Here is a 20037-nt window from a genome sequence, read left to right as displayed (position 1 = left end):
CGGAATACCCGGGCCCCCTGACCCCGAAGGAGCTGGAATGCCCGGAGAGAACCTGACTCGCGCTGAGTCGGTCGAGCGTCGAGGAGTTGTGCTCGGTGTCGAGCACTACGACGTCGCACTCGACCTCACGACGGGTCCTGAGACGTTCCGTTCGATCACGACGGTGACGTTCTCCGCGGTTCCCGGCGCGTCCACGTTCATCGATGCCATCACCCGCCAGGTGCACAGCGTCGTGCTGAACGGCGAGGCGCTCGACGTGGCGGCCGTGAACGACGGGGTGCGCATCCAGCTCCCGAATCTGGCCGAGCGCAACACGCTGACCATCGACGCCGACGCGATCTACATGCACACGGGCGAGGGGCTGCACCGCTTCGTCGACCCTGCCGACGGCGAGGTGTACCTGTACTCGCAGTTCGAGGTACCAGACTCCCGCCGCATGTTCGCGGTGTTCGAGCAGCCCGACCTCAAGGCGAACTTCACCTTCCACGTGACCGCGCCCGCCGCGTGGCAGGTCATCTCCAACGAGCCATCGCAGGCGCCCCAGCCCATCGATGATGGCCGCGCCGTCTGGCACTTCGGCACCACGCCCCGCATCTCCAGCTACATCACCGCGCTCGTCGCGGGCCCGTACACGGTGGTGCGCGACGAACTCACGTCCATCGACGGCCGCACGATCCCCCTCGCCGTCTACTGCCGCACGTCGCTTGCGCCGAACCTCGACGCCGACAACATCTTCCGCACCACGAAGCAGGGCTTCGAGTACTACGAGAAGGCCTTCGGGGTCCCGTACCCGTTCACGAAGTACGACCAGCTCTTCGTGCCCGAGTTCAACGCTGGCGCCATGGAGAACGCGGGCTGCGTCACGTTCACCGAGACCTACGTGTTCCGCTCGAAGGTGGCGGATGCGGTGCGCGAGCGCCGCGTCGTCACGATCCTCCACGAGCTGGCCCACATGTGGTTCGGCGACCTCGTCACCATGAAGTGGTGGAACGACCTGTGGCTCAACGAGTCGTTCGCGGAGTTCATCTCGACCCTCGCGACCGCTGAGGCGACGGAGTGGACCGAGAACTGGGTCACCTTCAACGCCAGCGAGAAGTCGTGGGCGTACCGCCAGGACCAGCTGCCCTCCACGCACCCGATCGTCGCCGAGATCCGCGACCTCGACGACGTGCAGGTCAACTTCGACGGCATCACGTACGCCAAGGGCGGCTCGGTCCTCAAGCAGCTCTTCGCCTGGGTCGGCCGGGATGCCTTCTTCGCCGGCATCAACGCGTACTTCTCGAAGCACGCGTGGGGCAACACCGAGCTGCGCGACCTCCTTGCCGAGCTCGAGGTCACGAGCGGCCGCGACCTCACCGAATGGAGCGCCAAGTGGCTCGAGACGGCGGGCGTCAACACGCTGCGCCCCGTCTACGAGCTGGATGAGAACGGCAACTTCACGTCGTTCGCGATCGAGCAGACCGCGACCGCCGAGCACCCCACGATCCGCCCGCACCGCCTCGCCATCGGGCTCTACAACGTGCAGGGTGACGAGCTCGTCCGCATCCACCGCTTCGAGCTGGACGTGGACGGCGAGCGCACCGAGGTCCCGAGCTTCGTCGGCGGAGCCCTCCCCGACCTGATCATCGTGAACGACGACGACCTCGCGTACGCGAAGATCCGCCTCGACGCCCACTCGGTCACCACGGTGCAGCAGCACCTGCCCAAGCTGCGCGCGCCGCTCTCACGTTCGCTGGTCGTCAGCTCGCTGTGGGATGCGACCAGGGATGCGGAGCTTCGGGCGCGCGACTTCATCCGCGCCGTGCTCGGCGTCATCGGCACCGAGACCGAGTCGACGACGCGTCGCACGGTCCTCGGACAGCTCATCTCGGCCGCGAAGTTCTACACGGCACCGGAAGACCGCGCCGAGATCGTCGAGGTCGTCACCGACGAGCTCTTCGAGCTCGCGAAGCAGGCTGAGGCGGGCTCGGATGCGCAGTTCAGCTTCGTGAAGGCGTTCGCCTCGCTCGCCGCGACCGGCCCGCAGCTCGACGCCGTCGCCGCACTCTTCGACGGCACCTTCGCGCTCGACGGACTCGAGATCGACACCGATCTCGGCTGGGAGCTCCTCTACGCGCTCGTCGCCGGCGGTCGCGCCGGCGAGGCCGAGATCGCGGCTCGTCTCGAGACCGACCGCACAGCCGACGGGGAGCGCAGCGCTGCACACGCACGCGCGGCACTCCCGACCCCCGAGGGCAAGGAAGCAGCCTGGGCATCCGTCATGGACCGCTCGGACGCGACCAACGCCATCGTGCGGGCCACCGTCGCGGGCTTCGACCGGGTCAACGACGAGGCGCTCCTCGAGCCCTTCGTCGACCGGTACTTCGGTCACATCTCGACGATCTGGGCTGACCGCAGCTTCCAGATCGCCGAGACGCTCATCGAGGGCTTCTTCCCCGCGGGTCTCGCGACGGCGCGCATCCGTGACGCCGCCGACGAGTGGCTGGCGAACAACGAGTCCGCGGCCCCCGCGTTCCGCCGCATGATCATCGAAGGGCGAGCCGGCGTCGTCCGGGCCCTCGCCGCCCAGGAGCGCGACGCGCAGCCCGAGTAGTCCCGTGCACGCAGAAGAGGTCGCTTCCCAGCTGGGGAGCGACCTCTTCTGCGTTCGGTGTCGGCTGCCTACTCGGCGAGCGCAGCCTCGATCGCAGCCACGACCTCAGGCGCATCGGGCTCCGTCGTCGGACGGAACCGCGTCACCGTGCCATCGCGGGCGATAAGGAACTTCTCGAAGTTCCAGCTGACGCGGCCGGCCTTGCCGTTCGCGTCCGGTGTCTTCGTCAACTCCGCATAGAGCGGGTGCTGGGACCGGCCGTTGACCTTGACCTTCTCGAACATGGGGAAGCTGACGCCCCACGTGAGCGAGCAGTACTCCTTGATCTTCGAGGTGTCCGAGTACTCCTGCAGGAACTGGTTGCTCGGGAAGCCGAGCACCGTGAACCCCTGCGGGCCGTACTGACGCTGCAGCTCCTCCAGCTTCTCGTACTGCCCGGAGAGGCCGCACTTCGAGGCGACGTTCACCACGAGCTTCACGGGTTCATACGCCGCGAGCTTCCTGGCCTCGCCGTCGATGGTGGTGACTTCGATGTCGTTCACGTTGAGGCTCATACGGAGGGCAACAGGATGCGCGACTCGCCTATTCCTCGCACGCCGCTCACACGAGACGGAGAGGCGCATCCGCCTACACTCGATGCGCTATGGCAGAATTCTGGACTTCCCTCACGACCGCGCTCGCCCCCTTCGACGTTCCCATCACGATCGTCTTCTACATCCTCGGGGCCTTCGTCTTCCGATGGATCCTGCTGAAGCTCATCGACCGCTCCGTGAAGCAGATCGTGAGCGGCGTCAAGAAGAAGCGCGGCGTGACTGACACGCAGGCGCTCTCGGTCCGATCCCCGCTGGCTGCCGTCCGCACCGTGCAGCGCACTCGCACCATAGGCTCCGTGCTGACGAACATCGTCAACGTCGTCGTGGTCGTCATCCTCATCGTCATGATCATCGCGAAGATCGACCCGGGCATCCTCGCCTCGCTGTCGATCCTGAGCGCGGCGGTCGGCGCAGGTCTCGGTTTCGGTGCGCAGCGCATCGTTGGCGACGTCCTCAACGGCCTGTTCATGGTCATGGAAGACCAGCTCGGGGTCGGCGACGTCATCGACATGGGGGAAGCCACTGGCGTCGTCGAGAAGGTGGGCGTGCGCATCACCCAGATCCGCGACGTCGAGGGCACGCTCTGGTTCGTGCGCAATGGCGAGATCCAACGCGTCGGCAGCTTCTCGCAGGGCTGGAACCGCATCGTCTTCGACCTCGCCGTGCCCTACGAGACGTCGCGCGCGCACGTCGAACGTGTCATGCTGCACGCCGCGAAGGAGCTCACGGAAGACCCGGACTGGATGGACTACTTCATCGGCACCCCCGAGATGTGGGGCATGGAATCCATCTCCTCCGACGCCGTCGTCCTCCGCCTCACCATCCGCGTCCGCCCCGGCACCAGGTGGGAAGTGGAGCGCGAGCTCCGCGCCCGCACGCAGGACGCGCTCAAGTCGGCCGACATCAACCTGCCGTCGCTGAAGGCCATCGTCCTCGACGGGGCCGACGGACAGCCGACCCCGGGAGGCACCGCCTGATGTCGAACATCCCCATCCACCTCCGCGGATCCGACGGCGGCGCGTCGGCCGTGCCGACCCTCTACGACGAGATCGGCGGCATGCCCGCGTTCGACAGGCTCGCCGCAGCCTTCTACGAGGGCGTCCGCGAGGACCCGCTGATGTGGCGCATGTACCCGCAGGACGACCTCGAGGGTGCCACGTGGCGCCTCGGCCACTTCCTCGCCCAGTACTTCGGCGGGCCGAGCGAGTACAGCGCTCAGCGCGGGCACCCGCGGCTCCGGATGCGCCACAACGGCTTCCACATCAACCCGGAGGCTCGGGAGCACTGGCTGCGGCACATGCACGCCGCCATGGACCAGCTCGAGCTCTCCCCCATCCACCGCGCGCAGATGACCGACTACTTCGACCGGGCCGCGACCGCCATGGTCAACACGTTCGAGCCGAGCCCAGGAGCCGAGACCGACTCCTGAGCTCGGCTGCGACGTCCGCCCAGGTCGTCGGTCAGACGACGCCTTGCGCGAGCATCGCATCCACGACACGCGAGAAGCCGGCGATGTTCGCACCGAGGACGTAGTCGCCCGGCTTGCCGTACTCCTCCGCGGTCTCGCTGCAGCGCGTGTGGATGTCGCGCATGATCTCCGCGAGACGCGCCTCCGTGTGCTCGAACGACCAGGAGTCGCGCTGCGCGTTCTGCTGCATCTCGAGCGCGCTCGTCGCCACACCGCCGGCGTTGGCCGCCTTGCCTGGGCCGAACAGCACCCCTGGCTCGGCGCGGAACCGGTCCGCGGCCTCCTTCGTGCACGGCATGTTCGCGCCCTCGGCGACAACGCGGACACCGTTCGCGATCAGGGCCGCCGCAGCGTCCCCGTCCAGTTCGTTCTGCGTCGCGCACGGCAGGGCGATGTCGACGGGCACCTGCCACATCGCGGCCGGGCTCGCGAGAGCCTCCGCCTTTCCGCCGACACGGTCGACGTACTCGCCCACGCGCTTCCGCTCGACCAGCTTCAGCTGCTTGAGGGCCTCGACGTCGATGCCATTCGGGTCGTACACCGCTCCGGAGGAGTCGCTCGCCGAGACGACCGTCGCGCCCAGCGCGATCGCCTTCTCCATCGCGAAGATGGCGACGTTCCCGGAGCCGGAGACAGCAATGCGCTTGCCGTCGAGGTCATCGCCGGTGGCCTTGAGCATCTCCTGCGCGAACAGCACCGTCCCGTAGCCCGTGGCCTCCGGGCGCACCAGCGATCCGCCCCAGGTCATGCCCTTCCCCGTCAGCACGCCGGCCTCGAATCGGTTCGTCAGGCGCTTGTACTGGCCGAACATGTAGCCGATCTCTCGCCCGCCGACGCCGATGTCGCCGGCGGGCACGTCGGTGTGCTCGCCGATATGGCGGTAGAGCTCGGTCATGAAGGACTGGCAGAACGCCATGATCTCGCGGTCGCTCCGGCCCCGCGGGTCGAAGTCAGCCCCTCCCTTGCCACCGCCGATCGGCATGCCCGTGAGCGCATTCTTGAAGATCTGCTCGAAGCCGAGGAACTTGATGATGCCGAGGTTCACCGAAGGGTGGAACCGGAGCCCGCCCTTGTACGGGCCGAGGGCAGAGCTGAACTCCACGCGGTAGCCGCGGTTGATCTGCACGTGACCGTTGTCGTCGACCCACGGCACACGGAAGATGATCTGGCGCTCCGGCTCGCTCAGTCGATGGATGACCGCGAGTTCGAAGTACTCCGGGTGGCGGTCGAGGACCGGGCCGAGCGTGTCGAGCACTTCGGTGACCGCCTGATGGAACTCCGGTTCGCCCGCGTTCCTCGCGAAGATCGCGGTCTTGAGGCTGTCGATGCTGCGGTCCATGGGGTCCTCCGGGGGTGAGGCGCACGTGGGTGCGCGGATGCGGAGCGAGAGACTCGCTCCGGGGCGGTGGCAGCGCTCAGCGTGCCTGGTTCGATCGCAGCAGCACGTTGCCCTGCGTTGTCTCGAGCCGCAGCCAGGCTCCGGCCGTGAGGATGCGCGCGTCGTCGCCGGAGCGCAGGAACCCGAGGCTCAGGGCGGCGAAGGCCGCGCCGCTCGTGAGACCGCTCGGCTCGTCGATGACGCGGGTCCACACGTCCGTGCGGACACGTTCGACAAGGGCGGTCCCGAGGTTGCCGGGCACTGCTTCGGCGACCTCCGCGATGCCCTGGTCTGCGGCCGCGATGAGTGTCGCCGCTGGCAGGACACCCGTCAGGCTCCACCCACCGGTGGGGGCTGCGATACCTGCCCAGGATTCGCGGAGTCGCTCTGGCGGGACCGAGAGGTCGAAGCCGTCGGTCGCGTCTGCGGACGCGTCCTCCCCGGGTGCGCGCAGCCTGGCGAGACGGTCGAGGAGCGCTCGCAACGGCACGGTCACGTCGAACGCTCCCGCGTGGACGTCATCGCCTCCCTCGCCGAGGAGCTCGGCGCGGAGCGCGCGCACGCCGAGCACGAGCGGCGAGGTGTCGAGGATGCCCTGCGGCCGCAGCACGGGCAGCCAGAACGCCGCAACCGAACCAGTGGCGACGATCCTCACCGCGCCGTCTTCGATGCGTCCGGCTCGACCCAGGAACGATTCGAGGTCGCGGGCGGCACGGAGATCGGGGATGCGGAGGACGGGAGACATTGCCATCTAACCTACCCAGTTCTTCCCGAGCGCTCCTGCGGCGGCGGGTCTCTAGACTGCTGGGATGGCAGATCAGCTCCACGAGTCGTCCTCGCTTTCGCCCGCTCAGCACCAGCCTGCGCCGTTGTCGTTCGATGCGCTCGAGGCGCTGTCTCCCATCGAGGCGTTCCTGCACACGTTGGACCTCACCGACACCGGTGCCCGTACTCGGGACGACATCTTCACGGGTCCGAGCCAATGGATGCCCCACGGGCGTGTGTTCGGCGGGCAGGTGGCCGCGCAGTCGCTGGTCGCCGCCGCGCGGACGGTGGCGGCGGATCGTCCGGTGCATTCCATGCACGGCTACTTCCTGCGCCCGGGTGACGTGAAGCTGCCCATCACCTTTGCTGTCGACCGCATCCACGACGGCAACTCGTTCACGACCCGGGCTGTGAGCGCCTTCCAGAGCGGTCAGCCGATCTGGTCGATGATCGCGTCATTCCAGGATGTCGACGAAGGCTTCGAGCACGAGGTGACCATGCCGGACGGCATCCCGGCTCCGGAGGACCTGCCGAGCGAGGCTGATCTGCTGGAGACGGTGAAGGCGACACTCGGCGACGACGCCCCAGAATCGCTGGCCGCGTACTGGCTGCTGAAGCGGCCGTTCACGATGCGGCACGTCGACGGGCCCGTCTATCTCGAGCCCGCCAGCGACCCGACGCCGGCGCAGGCGGTGTGGATCAAGGCGGTGGAGCGCATGCCGGACGATCCGATGCTGCATAGGGCCGCCATCGCCTACGCGAGCGACTACTCGATCCTCGAGCCCATCATGCGCGGCCACGGCCTGACCTGGTCGACGCCGGGGCTTCGCGCGGCGAGCCTCGATCATGGCGTCTGGTGGCATCGGGACGCGCGAGCTGACGAGTGGCTGCTGTACGTGCAGGACTCCCCCGTCGCGCGCGGGGGGCGCGGGCTCTCGCGAGGGCAGCTGTTCTCTCGGGACGGCGCGCTTGTGGCGACGGTCGCCCAGGAGGGCATGGTGCGCCGAAAGCGCAGCTAGCGTGCGAGGCGCGGCGCGGCGCGGCGCGGCGCGGCGCGGCGCGGCGCGGATGAGCCTCCATGCGAGCGCCCGGGGGTTCAGTCGCTGCTGCGGCCGCCGCGGAACGTGAGCGGCTCGTCGAGGTAGGGGGTCCAGGCCTCGCGCTCGCGCTCGTTGATGCGGCGCGGGCGCTGCGTGGCGGCGTCGATGAACACGAGGGTCGAGGATGCGATGACGTACCGCACCCGTTCTGCGCCCTCTGGCTGGCTTTCCTCCGGGCTCCAGATCTCGTAGTCGACCTCGGCGCTGGCCGCTCCCATCTTGGAGATCCACAGCTGCACGTCCAATGGCTTCGTGGAGTACGGGATGGGCGCGAGGTACTCGATCTCGTTGCGCGCGATGAGCGTGAGCGTGTCGCCTCCCTCGGCGGCTGCGTCGATGATGGCGAGTGGCCGCTCGTCGTCGTTGGAGGCGCCGATGTTCCAGAACGCACGCACTCGGGCTTCCTCGAGCAGTGTCAGCACGCGCGAGTTGTTGACGTGGTTGTAGGCGTCGAGGTCGCTCCAGCGTAGGAGCGTGGGGACGTGGAAGCGCATCGGCGGGGTGGTCCTTGTCGTGTGCGGGTGGGTGGCTGCGCTCGACGGCGCACGGGACGAGGAAACCCCGGGGCCGCATGATGCGGCCCCGGGGTTCCTGTTGGGACTAGTCCCTCGTGAGCTTGCGGTAGGTCATGCGCGATGGCTTGGCGGCGTCCGGGCCGAGGCGCTCGATCTTGTTCTCCTCGTAGCCTTCGAAGTTGCCCTCGAACCAGTGCCAGCGGCTCGGGTCTTCCTCGGTGCCCTCGTAGGCGAGGATGTGCGTGGCGATGCGGTCGAGGAACCACCGGTCGTGCGTGATGACCACGGCGCAGCCGGGGTACTCGAGCAGCGCGTTCTCGAGGCTCGACAAGGTTTCGACGTCGAGGTCGTTCGTGGGCTCGTCGAGGAGCAGCAGGTTGCCGCCCTGCTTGAGGGTGAGCGCCAGGTTGAGGCGGTTGCGCTCACCACCGGAGAGCACCCCCGCCTTCTTCTGCTGGTCTGGGCCCTTGAACCCGAAGGTGGAGACGTAGGCGCGGGACGGGATCTCGACGTTGCCGACCTGCATGTAGTCGAAGCCGTCGGAGACGACCTCCCACACGTTCTTCTCGGGGTCGATGCCGCCGCGCGACTGGTCGACGTAGGAGAGCTTGACCGTCTCGCCGATCTTCAGGTCGCCACCGTCGAGCTCCTCGAAGCCGACGATCGACTTGAAGAGCGTCGTCTTTCCGACACCGTTCGGGCCGATGATGCCGACGATGCCGTTCCGGGGCAGCGAGAAGCTGAGGTCGTCGATGAGCACGCGCTCGCCGAAGCCCTTCTTGAGCTTGTTCGCCTCGAGGACGATGCTGCCGAGGCGCGGGCCTGCAGGGATCTGGATCTCTTCGAAGTCGAGCTTCCTGGTGCGCTCGGCCTCGGAAGCCATCTCCTCGTATCGGGCGAGGCGGGCCTTCGACTTGGCCTGACGACCCTTCGCGTTGGTGCGCACCCACGCGAGTTCCTCTTCGAGGCGCTTCGCGAGCTTCTGGTCCTTCTTGCCCTGGACCTGGAGGCGCTCCTGCTTCTTCTCGAGGTAGCTCGAGTAGTTGCCCTCGTAGCCGTGGAGGCGGCCGCGGTCGATCTCTGCGATCCACTGGGCGACGTGGTCGAGGAAGTACCGGTCGTGCGTGATGGCGATGACTGCGCCCGGGTACTTCTGGAGGTGCTGCTCGAGCCAGAGCACGCTCTCGGCGTCGAGGTGGTTCGTGGGCTCGTCGAGAAGCAGGAGGTCGGGCTTCTCGAGGAGGAGCTTGCAGAGCGCGACGCGGCGCTTCTCGCCTCCGGAGAGGACGCTGACGTCGGCGTCTCCCGGCGGGAGGCGGAGGGCGTCCATCGCCTGCTCGAGCTGCGAGTCGAGGTCCCAGGCGTCGACGTGGTCGATGTACTCCTGGAGCGTCCCCATCTCTTCCATGAGCGCGTCGAAGTCGGCGTCTGGTTCGGCCATCAGGGCGGAGATCTCGTTGAACCGGTCGAGCTTCGCCTTCGTCTCGGCGACACCGAGCTCGACGTTCTCGCGAACCGTCTTCGTCTCGTCGAGCTCCGGCTCCTGCATGAGGATGCCGACCGTGAAGCCAGGCGTGAGGGTCGCGTCACCGTTCGATGGGGTGTCGAGGCCAGCCATGATCTTGAGGATCGTCGACTTACCAGCCCCATTGGGGCCGACCATGCCGATCTTGGCGCCTGGGAGGAACGACATCGTCACGTCATCGAGAATGAGCTTGTCTCCGACCGCCTTGCGGGCGCGGATCATCTGGTAAATGTACTCGGCCATGGGTTCCAGTCTAGGAGTTGGTTGGCTGGCAGCGCGCGGAGCTTCGCTACCAGGTGATGGGCTGGGTGAGCCCGATGAGGCATTTTCCCGTGCTGACGGGCGCGACGATGTCCGAGGTGTAGCCCCGCGGGCCGCGCTGGCCCACAAGGCACTCCTCGCCGATCTTCACCGAGACGATGATGTAGTCGGCCTCGAGGTCGACGTTCGTACGGTCGAAGGTGACCTCCATGGCCCCCTTGTCGAAGCCGATTCCAGACAGCGCGTCGACGAACTCCACGGAACTCGCTGAGCCGTTCGTCGCGATCGTCTGCAGGTTGGTCTCATCGAAGATCGGCTTGTTGTCACTCGCCGTCCCGCCTGGCACGAACGCCGCCGGCGCCGCCTGCGTGGGCTCGGCCGCTGCGGTCGTCTCCGCAGGGGGTTGCGCCTCTTCCGAGGAGCAGCCCGCGAGCGCCAGCGCCGCCACCAGAGCCACTGGGGCGAAGAGACGGGAGCTGCGCATTCGGGACCTTTCTCGGATGGGGCGGTCACCAGTGTAGGTGGCCGCGGCTCCTAGAAGGGCGTCGGGTATGCCCCCTCATCGGCGACGGAAGGCTTGTGCCATTCCGCCTCACTCGGTGGGCCCTGGGCGTCTTCGTCGTCCGGCGGAGCCTCGCTCTGCGGACTGCCGAAGCTCCGTGCCCCGCCGAACCCCTGCTGCTGGTCGCTCACTCCCTTCTCCTGCGGAGTTCGCTCGCGCTTGGCGAAGATCGACGAACCTGCCGTGAGGTCGTGGCCCAGCGCATCCGCAACCACCTCATGCTTCGTGCGAGACCCGTTCTGGGTCTCGAACTTCCGCATGCGGAGCTTGCCGACGACGATGACGCGCTGCCCCTTGTCGAGGGACTTCGCGGCGTGCGTCGCGAGGTCGCCCCACGCCGCGACGTCGTACCAGTTCGGATCCACGTCTTCCCAGACGTTGGTCGTGCGGTTCAGGCGCCGCGAATTCGTCGCGATGCTGAAGTTCACGACGTGCTGCCCACTCGGGGTTGTCCTCACCTCCGGCTTGCTGCCGAGATTCCCGATGAGCGTGATGTGGTCTTGCATGTTCTCCCCCTGGTCTGGATGCGGTGCGGTCCGACGCGGCGCCCGTGCCGAGAGCTCCGCACCGGACCGCGGCACCAGTGTGCGACTGCGGGCGGCGGTTCTTCCCGACGACGACGGCGCCTGTGGACGGGGTTCCGTCCACAGGCGCCGTGTCATCACAGTGCCGAGCCCGTCCGGGCTGGCGCTGCAGGTCAGAGCATGTAGGGAGTGAACTTGGCGCGCACCTTGTTCACCTTGGGCACGGCCACGAAATTGCAGTACCCCTGGCCCGGGTTCTTCGCGAAGAAGTCCTGGTGGTAATCCTCCGCGTCGAAGTACTGGCCGAGTGGGGAGATCTCGGTGACGATTCCGCCACCCCAGAGCTCGTCTGCGCGGTCGCGGGCGGCTTCGAAGAGCTCGCGCTGCGCCTCGTCGGTGTAGTACATCGCGGAACGGTACTGCGTTCCGACGTCGTTGCCCTGCCGGTTGAGCTGTCGCGGGTCGTGCAGCGTGAAGAAGATGTCGAGGATCACGTCGGCGGGCACCACGTTCTCGTCGAAGACGACGCGCACGGCCTCTGCATGCCCGGTGGTGCCGGTGCACACGAGTTCGTAGTCCGGCTTCGGGTGCTCGCCACCCGTGTAGCCAGAGATCACGTCGCTGACACCCTTGACGTTCCTGTACACGGCGTCGAGACACCAGAAGCAGCCACCCGCAAGCACGAATTCGGTCATACGACAAGGCTACGCCGGTGGCTGGCTCCGCGGCTCAGCCCTGCGCGAACTCAGCCAGCACCGAAAATGTCGGTGGTCGCTCCTAGCCTTCCCTCATGACCACGACGCACCTCACCAAGTCCGGTTCCGCCCCGACGCTCACACCCCGAACTGGCCCGTTCACCCAGCGATTCGCTGGGCTTACCGCGACTCAGGTGCACGCAGCGCGGTGGCGGGTCACGGGTCCCAACGGTGCCGTGCGCGGGTACGTCGAAGAGCACCAGCGCGGCTCGGGGGTCGCCTACGCGGCCACCCGCATGAGCCGCACCTCCACGGCCTTCCTGACGCTCGACGAGTTCTCGGACTTCGCCGAGGCGGTCACCGCGTTCCGCTACCTGTGAAGGCGCGCGTGCGCTCGATCGATCGCTCGCGGCACCGTGCCGTCGGTCAGGCGCGCCACCAGGTGTCCGTGGGAAGCACCGGCAGCTGCCGCTTGTGCTCCGTCTTGCGGTACAGCGCCTCGATGCGCTCAGCGGTCTCCGCATCCACGTCACCGCCGGTCAGGTACGTGTCGATCTGCGCGTAGCTGAGCCCGAGGTTCGCTTCGTCGGTCTGCCCTGGCGTCTCGTCCAGCAGATCGGCGGTCGGCGCCTTCGCGTACAGGCGTTCAGGTGCGCCGAGTTCCTCCAGCAGCTGTCGACCCTGGCTCTTCGTCAGGCCCGCGAGCGGGTTCAGGTCGGTTCCGCCGTCTCCGTACTTCGTGAAGAACCCCGTGACTGCTTCGGCAGCGTGGTCGGTGCCGAGCACGAGGAAGCCACGCTCACCGGCGATCGCGTACTGCGCGATCATCCGCTGGCGCGCCTTCGCGTTGCCCTTGTTGAAGTCCGTGATGGCACGCCCGGTCGCGTCCAGGAACGCGTGCTGCATGCCGTCGGTCGCCGGCTTGATGTCGAACGTGATCCGTTCGTCCGGCTGGATGAACTCCAGGGCCAGCTGCGCATCGTCCTCGTCCGCCTGCACGCCATGCGGAAGGCGCACGGCGACGAACGTCGCGTCGCCACCCGCTGCGCGCACGTCCTCGACCGCGAGCTGCGCGAGCTTGCCGAGCAGCGAGGAATCCTGGCCACCGCTGATGCCGAGCACAAGCCCACGCGAGCCCGTCGCAAGCAGGTACTCACGCATGAAGGAGACGCGCTCTCGCACCTCCGTGGCAGGGTCGATGACCGGCTTCACGCCGAGGGCCGCGATGATTTCCTGTTGAGCGCTCATGGTGGTGCCAACTCTACCGAGCACCTGTTTCGGGAAAAAGTCGCCGACCCGATATCGGAGTGAGCACTCAGCTGCGCACGAGACGCGCGATGGCGTCAGAGGCTTCCTTGAGCTTCAGCTCCCCCTCGGCCCCGCCCAGCTTGACGGCGTCCGCGACGCAGTGCTTGAGGTGGTCGTCCATCAGCCCGAGCGCCACATTCTCGAGGGCGGAGGTGATCGCCGAGATCTGCGTGAGGATGTCGATGCAGTACTGCTCCTCGTCGACCATGCGATGGATGCCTCGCGCCTGCCCTTCGATGCGCTTGAGGCGCTTGAGGTACTTGCTCTTGTCCTCGATGTAGCCGTGGTGGGCGTGGCCGCCCGACTCGGTGGTCTCGCTCATGATGTTGCCTTTCCTGGGTGTGAATCGGGAGACGTCCCGGTGCTTTGCAGGCCTCGGAAGGCACGCAGTCGCAGACTGTTGCCGACGACGAACACGCTGGAGAAAGCCATAGCGGCTCCCGCCAGCATGGGGTTGAGCATCCCGAGGGCCGCGAGCGGGATCGCCGCGACGTTGTACGCGAAGGCCCAGAAGAGGTTGCCCTTGATGGTGCCGAGCGTACGTCGGGAGAGACGGATGGCATCCGCGGCCGCCAGGAGGTCGTCGCGGACCAGCGTGATATCCGCTGCCTCGATGGCGATGTCCGAGCCCGTTCCCATGGCCAGGCCGAGGTCGGCCTGCGCGAGCGCGGCCGCATCGTTGACGCCGTCGCCGACCATCGCGACGACGCGCCCTTCCTCCTGGAGGCGGCGGATCACGCCGACCTTCTCCTGGGGCAGGACTCCCGCGATGACGTCGGTGATGCCGACGGCGGCCGCAACCTGAGCGGCGACGATCGAGTTGTCGCCGGTGAGCAGCGTCGGCTCGAGACCGAGTCGGCGCAGCTCGGCGATCGCCTGCGCGCTCGTCGGCTTGATCGTGTCTGCGACGGTGAGCACTCCGCGAGCCTCGCCGTCCCAGGCCACGATGACGGCGGTCTGTCCGAGGGACTCCGCATCGCTCTTGCGCTCCGCGAGCTCCTGGCTGAGCGAGATCCCCCGGTCGGCGAGCAGCTGCTCGCGCCCGACGACCACCAGGTGACCGTCGACGATGCCCTGCACGCCAGTGCCCTCGTGGTTCCGGAAGTCCTCCACCGCTGGCAGCGCACCGACCTCGGCCGCGGCGCCGGCCGCGAGCGCCCGAGCGACGGGATGCTCCGAGGCCGCTTCGAGCGCACCCGCGAGACGCAGGAGCTGCTGCCGCTCGACCCCATCCGCCACCCAGACGCCGGCGAGCGCCATCTTTCCGCTCGTCACCGTGCCGGTCTTGTCGACGACGATCGTGTCGACTCGGCGGGTCGATTCGAGGACCTCTGGGCCCTTGATGAGGATGCCCAGCTGCGCCCCACGGCCAGTCCCCACGAGGAGCGCGGTTGGAGTCGCGAGACCGAGCGCGCATGGGCAGGCGATGATGAGCACGGCGACCGCCGCGGTGAAGGCGGCCGAGGCCGGGAACCCGGCACCGAGCCACGCGCCGAGCGTCGCCACCGAGATCGCGATGACGATGGGCACGAAGACGCCGGAGATTCGGTCGGCGAGACGCTGCACCTCGGCCTTGCCGGTCTGGGCGTCCTCGACGAGCTTGGCCATGTGCGCGAGCTGCGTGTCGCCGCCGACTCTCGTGGCGCGCACCACGAGTCGTCCGCTCGCGTTCAGCGTGGCCCCGACGACCCTGTCTCCTTCGACGACCTCGACGGGGACGGACTCACCCGTGAGCATCGAGGCGTCCACCGCCGAGCGTCCACTCGTGACGACGCCGTCGGTCGCGACCTTCTCCCCCGGCCGGACGACGAATTCGTCGCCGACGATGAGCTCCCCGATGGGGATGCGTGTCTCGATGCCCCGGCGAAGGACGGCGACGTCTTTCGCGCCGAGTTCGAGGAGCGCCCGCAAGGCGGCGCTGGCTTGCCGTTTGGAGCGCTTCTCGAAGTAGCGACCGGCCAGCACGAACATCGTGACGCCGGCAGCCACCTCAAGGTAGATGTTGGATGCTCCGTCGGAGGGGGCGATCGTGAACTCGAAGGGATGCTTCATTCCCGCTTCGCCGGCCGTGCCGAGGAACAGGGCGTAGAGCGACCATGCGAACGCGGCGATCGTGCCGACGGAGATGAGCGTGTCCATCGTGGCGCTCCCGTGGCGCAGGTTCAGCCACGCGGCCCGGTGGAATGGCCACGCGCCCCAGACGATCACCGGTGCCGCCAGAGCCAGCGACGCCCACTGCCAGTTCATGAACTGCAGCGCAGGCACCATGGCCAAGGCGATGACGGGAACGGCGAGCACGATGCTGCCGATGAGACGCTGACGCAGGCTCACGAGTTCGGGGTCTGCGGCCTCGGTGGCCGAATCCTCGACGTCAGGATGCTCTGGCTCTGGGAGTGCGGCCGTGTAGCCGGTCTTCTCGACCTCGTCGATGAGCGATTGCGGGTCGAGTCCCGCCGGCGCGTGCACGCGGGCTTTCTCAGTGGCGTAGTTGACGCTCGCGCTCACGCCTTCGAGCTTGTTGAGCTTCTTCTCGATGCGCATCGCGCACGACGCGCAGGTCATGCCCCCGATCTGGAGCTCGATGTCGGTAGCTGTGCTCATTGCTCACTCTCCGTGTGCTGCGGGGCCTCTGAATGCTCGGCAGGGAGGACCGGGGCCTCGGTCGAGCCGGGTTGGGAGGTCTGGTGAATCTGTGGGCGCCAGCCGTCGGCCCGGTCGGCTTCCGTGACGACCTGGGCGGTGAAGAACGCCGCGCCGAAGACCGCTGCAAGCAGCGCGCCGTAGAGGCTGAGCTTGACTGGCGCGTTCATGTCAGGCCTTGGCTGCGGTGTAACCGGCCTCGTCGACCGCGGCGATGACCAACGCGTCGTCGAGGGGTGCGGTGCTCTCGACGACGAGCGTGCCGGTGTCAGCAGAGACGGCGACGCCTTCGACGCCTGCCAACTCGCTGACCTCCTGAGCGACGGCACTCTCGCAGTGGCCGCAGGTCATGCCGGTGACGAGATAGGTGGTGCTGGTCATGGTGATCTCCTTGCCGAGGGCAGTGCCCCCTGGGGGTATGTACGGCAGATGCAACCTTATACCCCCAGCAGGTATTCCCGCCACCGTCAGACGAGCATCACGACCAGAACTCGTCTTCAGCAGCCTGGTCCTCGCTGAAGAGCCAGACCTCGGCGATGAGCCCGTCGGCGATCCTGAAGACGTCGATGCCCGACTGCGCAAGAGGCGTGCGCCCCTCTCTCTGAGCCGAGAACTCGACGGTCGCCACGACGAGGTCACCGTTCGCGACCGCCGTCCTCGTCACGAGACGAAAGGTTCCGCCGCTGAGCTCGAAGAATCGACCGAGGTGGGCGAGCACACCCTCCGGCCCGACCTTGCGGCCAGACAACGGGTTGCCACCGGGCTGGTGCCAGATCACGTCAGGGGCGAGCATGGCGGCAACGGCGGGGAGGTCGCCTGCTGCGAGGCTCGTGTCGTACGTCGTGAAGGTCTCGATTGCGTTCATGATGGTGTTCCTCTCGATGTGTGGTGTGCTTCCAGTTCTACGCAGCAGGCGGTGGTCACTTCACCGTGACCATCTGCATCCCGAGGTTCGCCATCACCCCGCACCGAGAGGTCTTCATGAGCCCGAAGTGGAACGTCTTCTCCGCGACCTGCCCGTCACGCACCTCGCTCGCACAGATCGCGAACAAGTGGACGGCGATGATCGTCATCACGCTCTCGAACGAGCCGAAGCGCTTCAGCGAATTGCATCGCACGATCGAGGGCATCTCGAAGAAGGTGCTGGTCGACACGCTTCGCTCGCTCGAACGCGACGGGATGCTGGAGCGCGCCGAGCACGAGGGGCACCGCGTCTACGCACTCACGCCGCTCGGAGCGAGTCTCGAGGAACCGCTCCTCGCGCTCCAGGTCTGGGCGGAAGCCCATATCGAGGAGGTACTCGTCTCGCGTGACGCGTTCGACGAGCGAGCCGACGACGAGGCCCTCGCCGCCGCAGACTCGGCCGGAGATCAGTCTTCGCGCAGGATGCGATAGCCGCGTAGCGGGTCGTAGCCGTGGATCTCGCGAGTGTCGAGCACGGCCATGAAGTCGAGCACCTCGTCGGTGACGAGCTGCCCGGGCACGAGCACGGGGAACCCGGGCGGGTACGGGGTCACGAATCCGGCGGAGACGGGCCTGGCGCCGCCCGCCACGCGTTCGGTGAGCTGCGCGTGGCTGAGGTGCTCGATGTTCGCGCGCCGCTGACCGCGGAAGAACGCGGTGCGAAGGTCGCCGTCCGGCAACCCATCCGCGGACGCGTAGTCGGGCGCGAACGCGCTGAAGTCGGGCAGCGGCGGCATGGGGGTGGGCGCCGGGCGCTCGCCGTCGATCTCTCGCGCCTGCGCCTCCTCCTCGAAGCGCTCGGCGAGCTTCACGAGCACCTCGATGAGGTAGCCGACGGAGCTGCGGGAGGTGCCGATGTTGGTCATGAAGAGCACCGTGTTGCGGCTCGTCTTGTTGACCTGGATGCCGTAGCGGTCCATGAGGTGCTCGTGCTTGAACGTGTCCCCGTCGACTCCCGTGCGTGAGATCTCGACCGTGATGCGGCTCGGGTCGACGACGAACTCGTCTTCCTCCCACGCCTGCCACATCGTCGAGAATCCGTCGCGGTGCGGCATGGGACGCGAGCTCGCGCGGTTCTCGGCCGGGATGAGGTCGTGGCCGGAGAGCACTCGGAACGTGCGGCGCAGCAGCGGGTGCCGGGCGATGGCCTGCGCGATGCTCGTCGCCAGGTCGAGCTGGCGCTGGACGAGCTCGAAGCCCTCGAGTTCGACCTGACGCCTGCCGAGGTCGAGCGAGGCGAGGATCTGGTAGTTCGGCGACGTCGAGGTGTGCGTCATGTACGCCTCGTGGAACGGCTCCTCCGCCTCCCGGTACCAGTCCTTGTCGTAGACGTGGATCATCGACCCCTGCCGCAGCGCGGTGAGGGTCTTGTGGGTCGACTGGGTCGCGTAGACGCGGATGCGCGCGTCCGGGGAAGGCAGGAGCCGCTCGGCGAGCCACACGTCGTCCGATGCGGGCTCCCCCGTCTCAGGGTCGAAGAGTCGGGCCCGCTGCTCCTGGTACGCCGTCGCGTGGGCGCTCGACGCGAGACGCTCCTCGAGGTGCTTGGCCGCCGCCATGGCGGTGCGTCGGCGGGTGATGGGGTGGAACGCGGCGAACGCGAACCACGCCTCGTCCCACAGGAACACCAGGTCAGGTTTGATCGCAAGACATTCGGCCATGACCCGCTCCGGGTCGTAGACGATGCCGTCGAAGGTGCAGTTCGTGAGGGTCACGAGGCGCACCTCGTCGAGGCGGCCGGCGGCGCGGTAGTCGAGGAGCAGCTGCTTGATGCGCTCGAGCGGCACCGCCCCGTAGAACGCGAACTCGTTGAGCGGGTACGCCTCGAGGTACGCCGTGCGGGCACCCGTGAGCATGAGGGCGTGGTGGTGCGACTTGTGGCAGTTGCGGTCGACGAGCACGATGTCGCCTGGGGAGACGAGCGCCTGGTGCACGATCTTGTTCGCCGTGGAGGTGCCGTTCGTGACGAAGAACGTGTGCTTCGCGCCGAACGCGCGGGCCGCGAGCTCCTGCGACTTCTTGATCGCACCGACGGGAGCGAGCAGCGAGTCGAGGCCGCCGGACGTTGCGCTCGTCTCGGCGAGCAGCAGGTTCAGCCCGTAGAAGTCGACGAGATCGGTGATCCACTTCGACGTCACGACCGAACCGCCGCGCGAGATGGGCAGGGCGTGGAAGACTCCGGCCGGGCGGCGGGCGTGCTCCTGGATGGCGGTGAAGAAGGGCGTGTCGTACAGGTGCGAGACGCGGCGAAGCAGCGACAGGTGCAGCTCGAGCTGATCCTCGCGCAGGAACACGCGACGGAAGCGGCGCGTGAGCACGCCGGCGAGGTCCTCGATGTGCGCACCGGCGACGAGGTACAGGTCGAGCTCGGGGCGCAGCGTGTTGAGGGTGTCGGCGAGGCCCAGGACTCGCTGCACGGATGCGAGACTCGACCGCGACGTCGCGGTCGTGCCTGCCGAGTCGACGTGCGCGAGGTCGATCGTCTCGCGCATGTCCCGGCTCAGGCGCTGCTGGCTGCGGTCGCTGAAGCCGGGCCGGATGACGACGGCGAGGATGTTCGGGTTCGTGAGCACGGCCGCGACGGCGTCGTCGGCGGACGGCACGATCACGTAGTCGTAGACGAACGCATCCGCCGCGCTGCGGAGCTTGAGGATGTCGGCCCGAAGCGCGTCACGGTCGGCCGGGGTGGTCTCATCCACGAGCAGCACCTCGAAGCGGGGGCGCGGGTCCGAGTCATCCTGCAGCTCGGCTCGCTCGGCCTCGTCGAGCCGGTCGTCGCGATGGTCGGCGGGGATGCTCGTGCCGCGCAGGCGGCTCACGACTCGACCGATGCGCTCCAGCGCACTCGAGTACTCCCCGTTATCGAGGGCCTCGCGGATCTCGGCGACGTAGCGCTGCCCGAACCCCGCCCAGTACAGCTCGAGCGTCTCGAGAGCCCTCAGGTTGCGGGAGATCTCGCCATCCGCATCCAGGATGCTCTCGGTCTCGTGCCCGGATTCGAGGCGCTTGATCGCGAAGCGCAGGTACTCCCACGCGTCGCTGCGCAGGCGCCAGGTGCTCGTCGGCATGCCCGGATCGCGCTCCAAGCTGTGGCCTGAGGCGCGCCGATCGGCGTCGTTCGCGGTGGGGGCGGATTCGTGGAGACCT

At 67.7% G+C, this 20037-nt stretch carries 21 protein-coding genes; 6 read left to right on the top strand and 15 right to left on the bottom strand.

The features are described from left to right. The first annotated feature begins 37 nt into the window (after positions 1-37). Positions 38-2593 (top strand): aminopeptidase N, encoded by a 2556-nt coding sequence (gene pepN, locus HDC34_RS14255; RefSeq protein ID WP_179557477.1) that lies wholly within the window; start codon positions 38-40, stop codon positions 2591-2593. A 68-nt stretch (positions 2594-2661) separates the two neighbouring features. Here the strand turns inward: pepN and HDC34_RS14250 are convergent, their stop codons facing one another. Then, the gene (locus HDC34_RS14250; RefSeq protein WP_104311414.1) at positions 2662-3147 is read right to left on the bottom strand and encodes a glutathione peroxidase; all 486 of its coding nucleotides are present in this window, start codon (positions 3145-3147) and stop codon (positions 2662-2664) included. An 89-nt stretch (positions 3148-3236) separates the two neighbouring features. Here HDC34_RS14250 and HDC34_RS14245 point away from each other — a divergent pair, with 89 nt between their 5' ends. Both HDC34_RS14245 and HDC34_RS14240 read left to right on the top strand, forming a co-directional pair. Further along, the gene (locus HDC34_RS14245; protein ID WP_104311413.1) at positions 3237-4163 is read left to right on the top strand and encodes a mechanosensitive ion channel family protein; all 927 of its coding nucleotides are present in this window, start codon (positions 3237-3239) and stop codon (positions 4161-4163) included. Beyond that, on the top strand, positions 4163-4615 hold the full coding sequence (locus tag HDC34_RS14240) for a globin (protein ID WP_218855258.1): 453 nt from the start codon (positions 4163-4165) through the stop codon (positions 4613-4615). The genes HDC34_RS14245 and HDC34_RS14240 overlap by 1 nt, the downstream gene beginning before the upstream one ends. Positions 4616-4646: 31 nt before the next feature. Here the strand turns inward: HDC34_RS14240 and gdhA are convergent, their stop codons facing one another. Together gdhA and HDC34_RS14230 are read right to left on the bottom strand one after the other, a co-directional pair. Beyond that, positions 4647-5993, bottom strand: coding sequence for an NADP-specific glutamate dehydrogenase (gene gdhA, locus HDC34_RS14235; RefSeq protein WP_179557476.1), 1347 nt, complete (start codon positions 5991-5993; stop codon positions 4647-4649). 76 nt (positions 5994-6069) lie between these two features. Beyond that, entirely contained in the window at positions 6070-6777 is a 708-nt protein-coding gene (locus tag HDC34_RS14230; protein ID WP_257023299.1) for a hypothetical protein, read from the bottom strand. A gap of 64 nt (positions 6778-6841) precedes the next feature. On the opposite strand from HDC34_RS14230, the gene HDC34_RS14225 reads away from it, so the two are divergent. Then, positions 6842-7816, top strand: coding sequence for an acyl-CoA thioesterase II (locus tag HDC34_RS14225; RefSeq protein ID WP_104311409.1), 975 nt, complete (start codon positions 6842-6844; stop codon positions 7814-7816). 77 nt (positions 7817-7893) lie between these two features. Here the strand turns inward: HDC34_RS14225 and HDC34_RS14220 are convergent, their stop codons facing one another. From HDC34_RS14220 to msrA, 5 genes are all read right to left on the bottom strand, one after another. Further along, a complete protein-coding gene (locus tag HDC34_RS14220) occupies positions 7894-8391 on the bottom strand; it encodes a thioesterase family protein (protein WP_104311408.1) in 498 nt (165 codons plus the stop codon). Between the two features lie 106 nt (positions 8392-8497). Continuing rightward, positions 8498-10180: an energy-dependent translational throttle protein EttA gene (gene ettA / locus HDC34_RS14215; protein ID WP_104253131.1), complete on the bottom strand. Its 1683-nt coding sequence runs from the start codon at positions 10178-10180 to the stop codon at positions 8498-8500. A gap of 46 nt (positions 10181-10226) precedes the next feature. Next, on the bottom strand, positions 10227-10682 hold the full coding sequence (locus HDC34_RS14210; protein ID WP_179557474.1) for a hypothetical protein: 456 nt from the start codon (positions 10680-10682) through the stop codon (positions 10227-10229). 50 nt (positions 10683-10732) lie between these two features. Beyond that, positions 10733-11266 carry a single-stranded DNA-binding protein gene (locus HDC34_RS14205; protein ID WP_179557473.1) on the bottom strand — a complete coding sequence of 178 codons (534 nt, stop codon included), beginning with the start codon at positions 11264-11266 and terminating at the stop codon, positions 10733-10735. Between the two features lie 191 nt (positions 11267-11457). After that, complete coding sequence (gene msrA, locus HDC34_RS14200; RefSeq protein ID WP_104311405.1) at positions 11458-11979, bottom strand: peptide-methionine (S)-S-oxide reductase MsrA; 522 nt, start codon at positions 11977-11979, stop codon at positions 11458-11460. 95 nt (positions 11980-12074) lie between these two features. Between msrA and HDC34_RS14195 the strand changes: the two genes are divergently transcribed. Further along, a complete protein-coding gene (locus tag HDC34_RS14195) occupies positions 12075-12359 on the top strand; it encodes a hypothetical protein (protein WP_179557472.1) in 285 nt (94 codons plus the stop codon). Positions 12360-12405: 46 nt separating this feature from the next. On the opposite strand, the gene nadE is transcribed toward HDC34_RS14195, so the two are convergent. From nadE to HDC34_RS14165, 6 genes are all read right to left on the bottom strand, one after another. After that, entirely contained in the window at positions 12406-13227 is an 822-nt protein-coding gene (gene nadE / locus HDC34_RS14190; RefSeq protein WP_179557471.1) for an ammonia-dependent NAD(+) synthetase, read from the bottom strand. Between the two features lie 67 nt (positions 13228-13294). Next, positions 13295-13609 carry a metal-sensitive transcriptional regulator gene (locus HDC34_RS14185; RefSeq protein WP_179557470.1) on the bottom strand — a complete coding sequence of 105 codons (315 nt, stop codon included), beginning with the start codon at positions 13607-13609 and terminating at the stop codon, positions 13295-13297. Further along, positions 13606-15888 carry a cation-translocating P-type ATPase gene (locus tag HDC34_RS14180; RefSeq protein WP_179557469.1) on the bottom strand — a complete coding sequence of 761 codons (2283 nt, stop codon included), beginning with the start codon at positions 15886-15888 and terminating at the stop codon, positions 13606-13608. The genes HDC34_RS14185 and HDC34_RS14180 overlap by 4 nt, the downstream gene beginning before the upstream one ends. Continuing rightward, positions 15885-16097, bottom strand: coding sequence for a hypothetical protein (locus HDC34_RS14175; RefSeq protein ID WP_179557468.1), 213 nt, complete (start codon positions 16095-16097; stop codon positions 15885-15887). The genes HDC34_RS14180 and HDC34_RS14175 overlap by 4 nt, the downstream gene beginning before the upstream one ends. 1 nt (position 16098) lies before the next feature. After that, entirely contained in the window at positions 16099-16308 is a 210-nt protein-coding gene (locus HDC34_RS14170; protein WP_104311400.1) for a heavy-metal-associated domain-containing protein, read from the bottom strand. Between the two features lie 97 nt (positions 16309-16405). Next, positions 16406-16792: a nuclear transport factor 2 family protein gene (locus tag HDC34_RS14165; protein WP_104311399.1), complete on the bottom strand. Its 387-nt coding sequence runs from the start codon at positions 16790-16792 to the stop codon at positions 16406-16408. A 65-nt stretch (positions 16793-16857) separates the two neighbouring features. On the opposite strand from HDC34_RS14165, the gene HDC34_RS14160 reads away from it, so the two are divergent. Continuing rightward, positions 16858-17322, top strand: a complete 465-nt coding sequence (locus HDC34_RS14160; RefSeq protein ID WP_308807356.1) for a helix-turn-helix domain-containing protein — start codon at positions 16858-16860, stop codon at positions 17320-17322. Here HDC34_RS14160 and HDC34_RS14155 read toward each other — a convergent pair. Then, a complete protein-coding gene (locus tag HDC34_RS14155; RefSeq protein ID WP_257023336.1) occupies positions 17298-19958 on the bottom strand; it encodes an aminotransferase class I/II-fold pyridoxal phosphate-dependent enzyme in 2661 nt (886 codons plus the stop codon). The two genes, HDC34_RS14160 and HDC34_RS14155, sit on opposite strands and share 25 nt — an antisense overlap. Positions 19959-20037 lie beyond the last annotated feature (79 nt).

This window comes from Pseudoclavibacter sp. JAI123, from assembly GCF_013409665.1.
In the GTDB taxonomy this organism is placed as follows: domain Bacteria; phylum Actinomycetota; class Actinomycetes; order Actinomycetales; family Microbacteriaceae; genus Pseudoclavibacter.
Note: the sequence above shows the minus strand (reverse complement) of the source record. Positions and strands in the feature narration are given on the sequence as shown.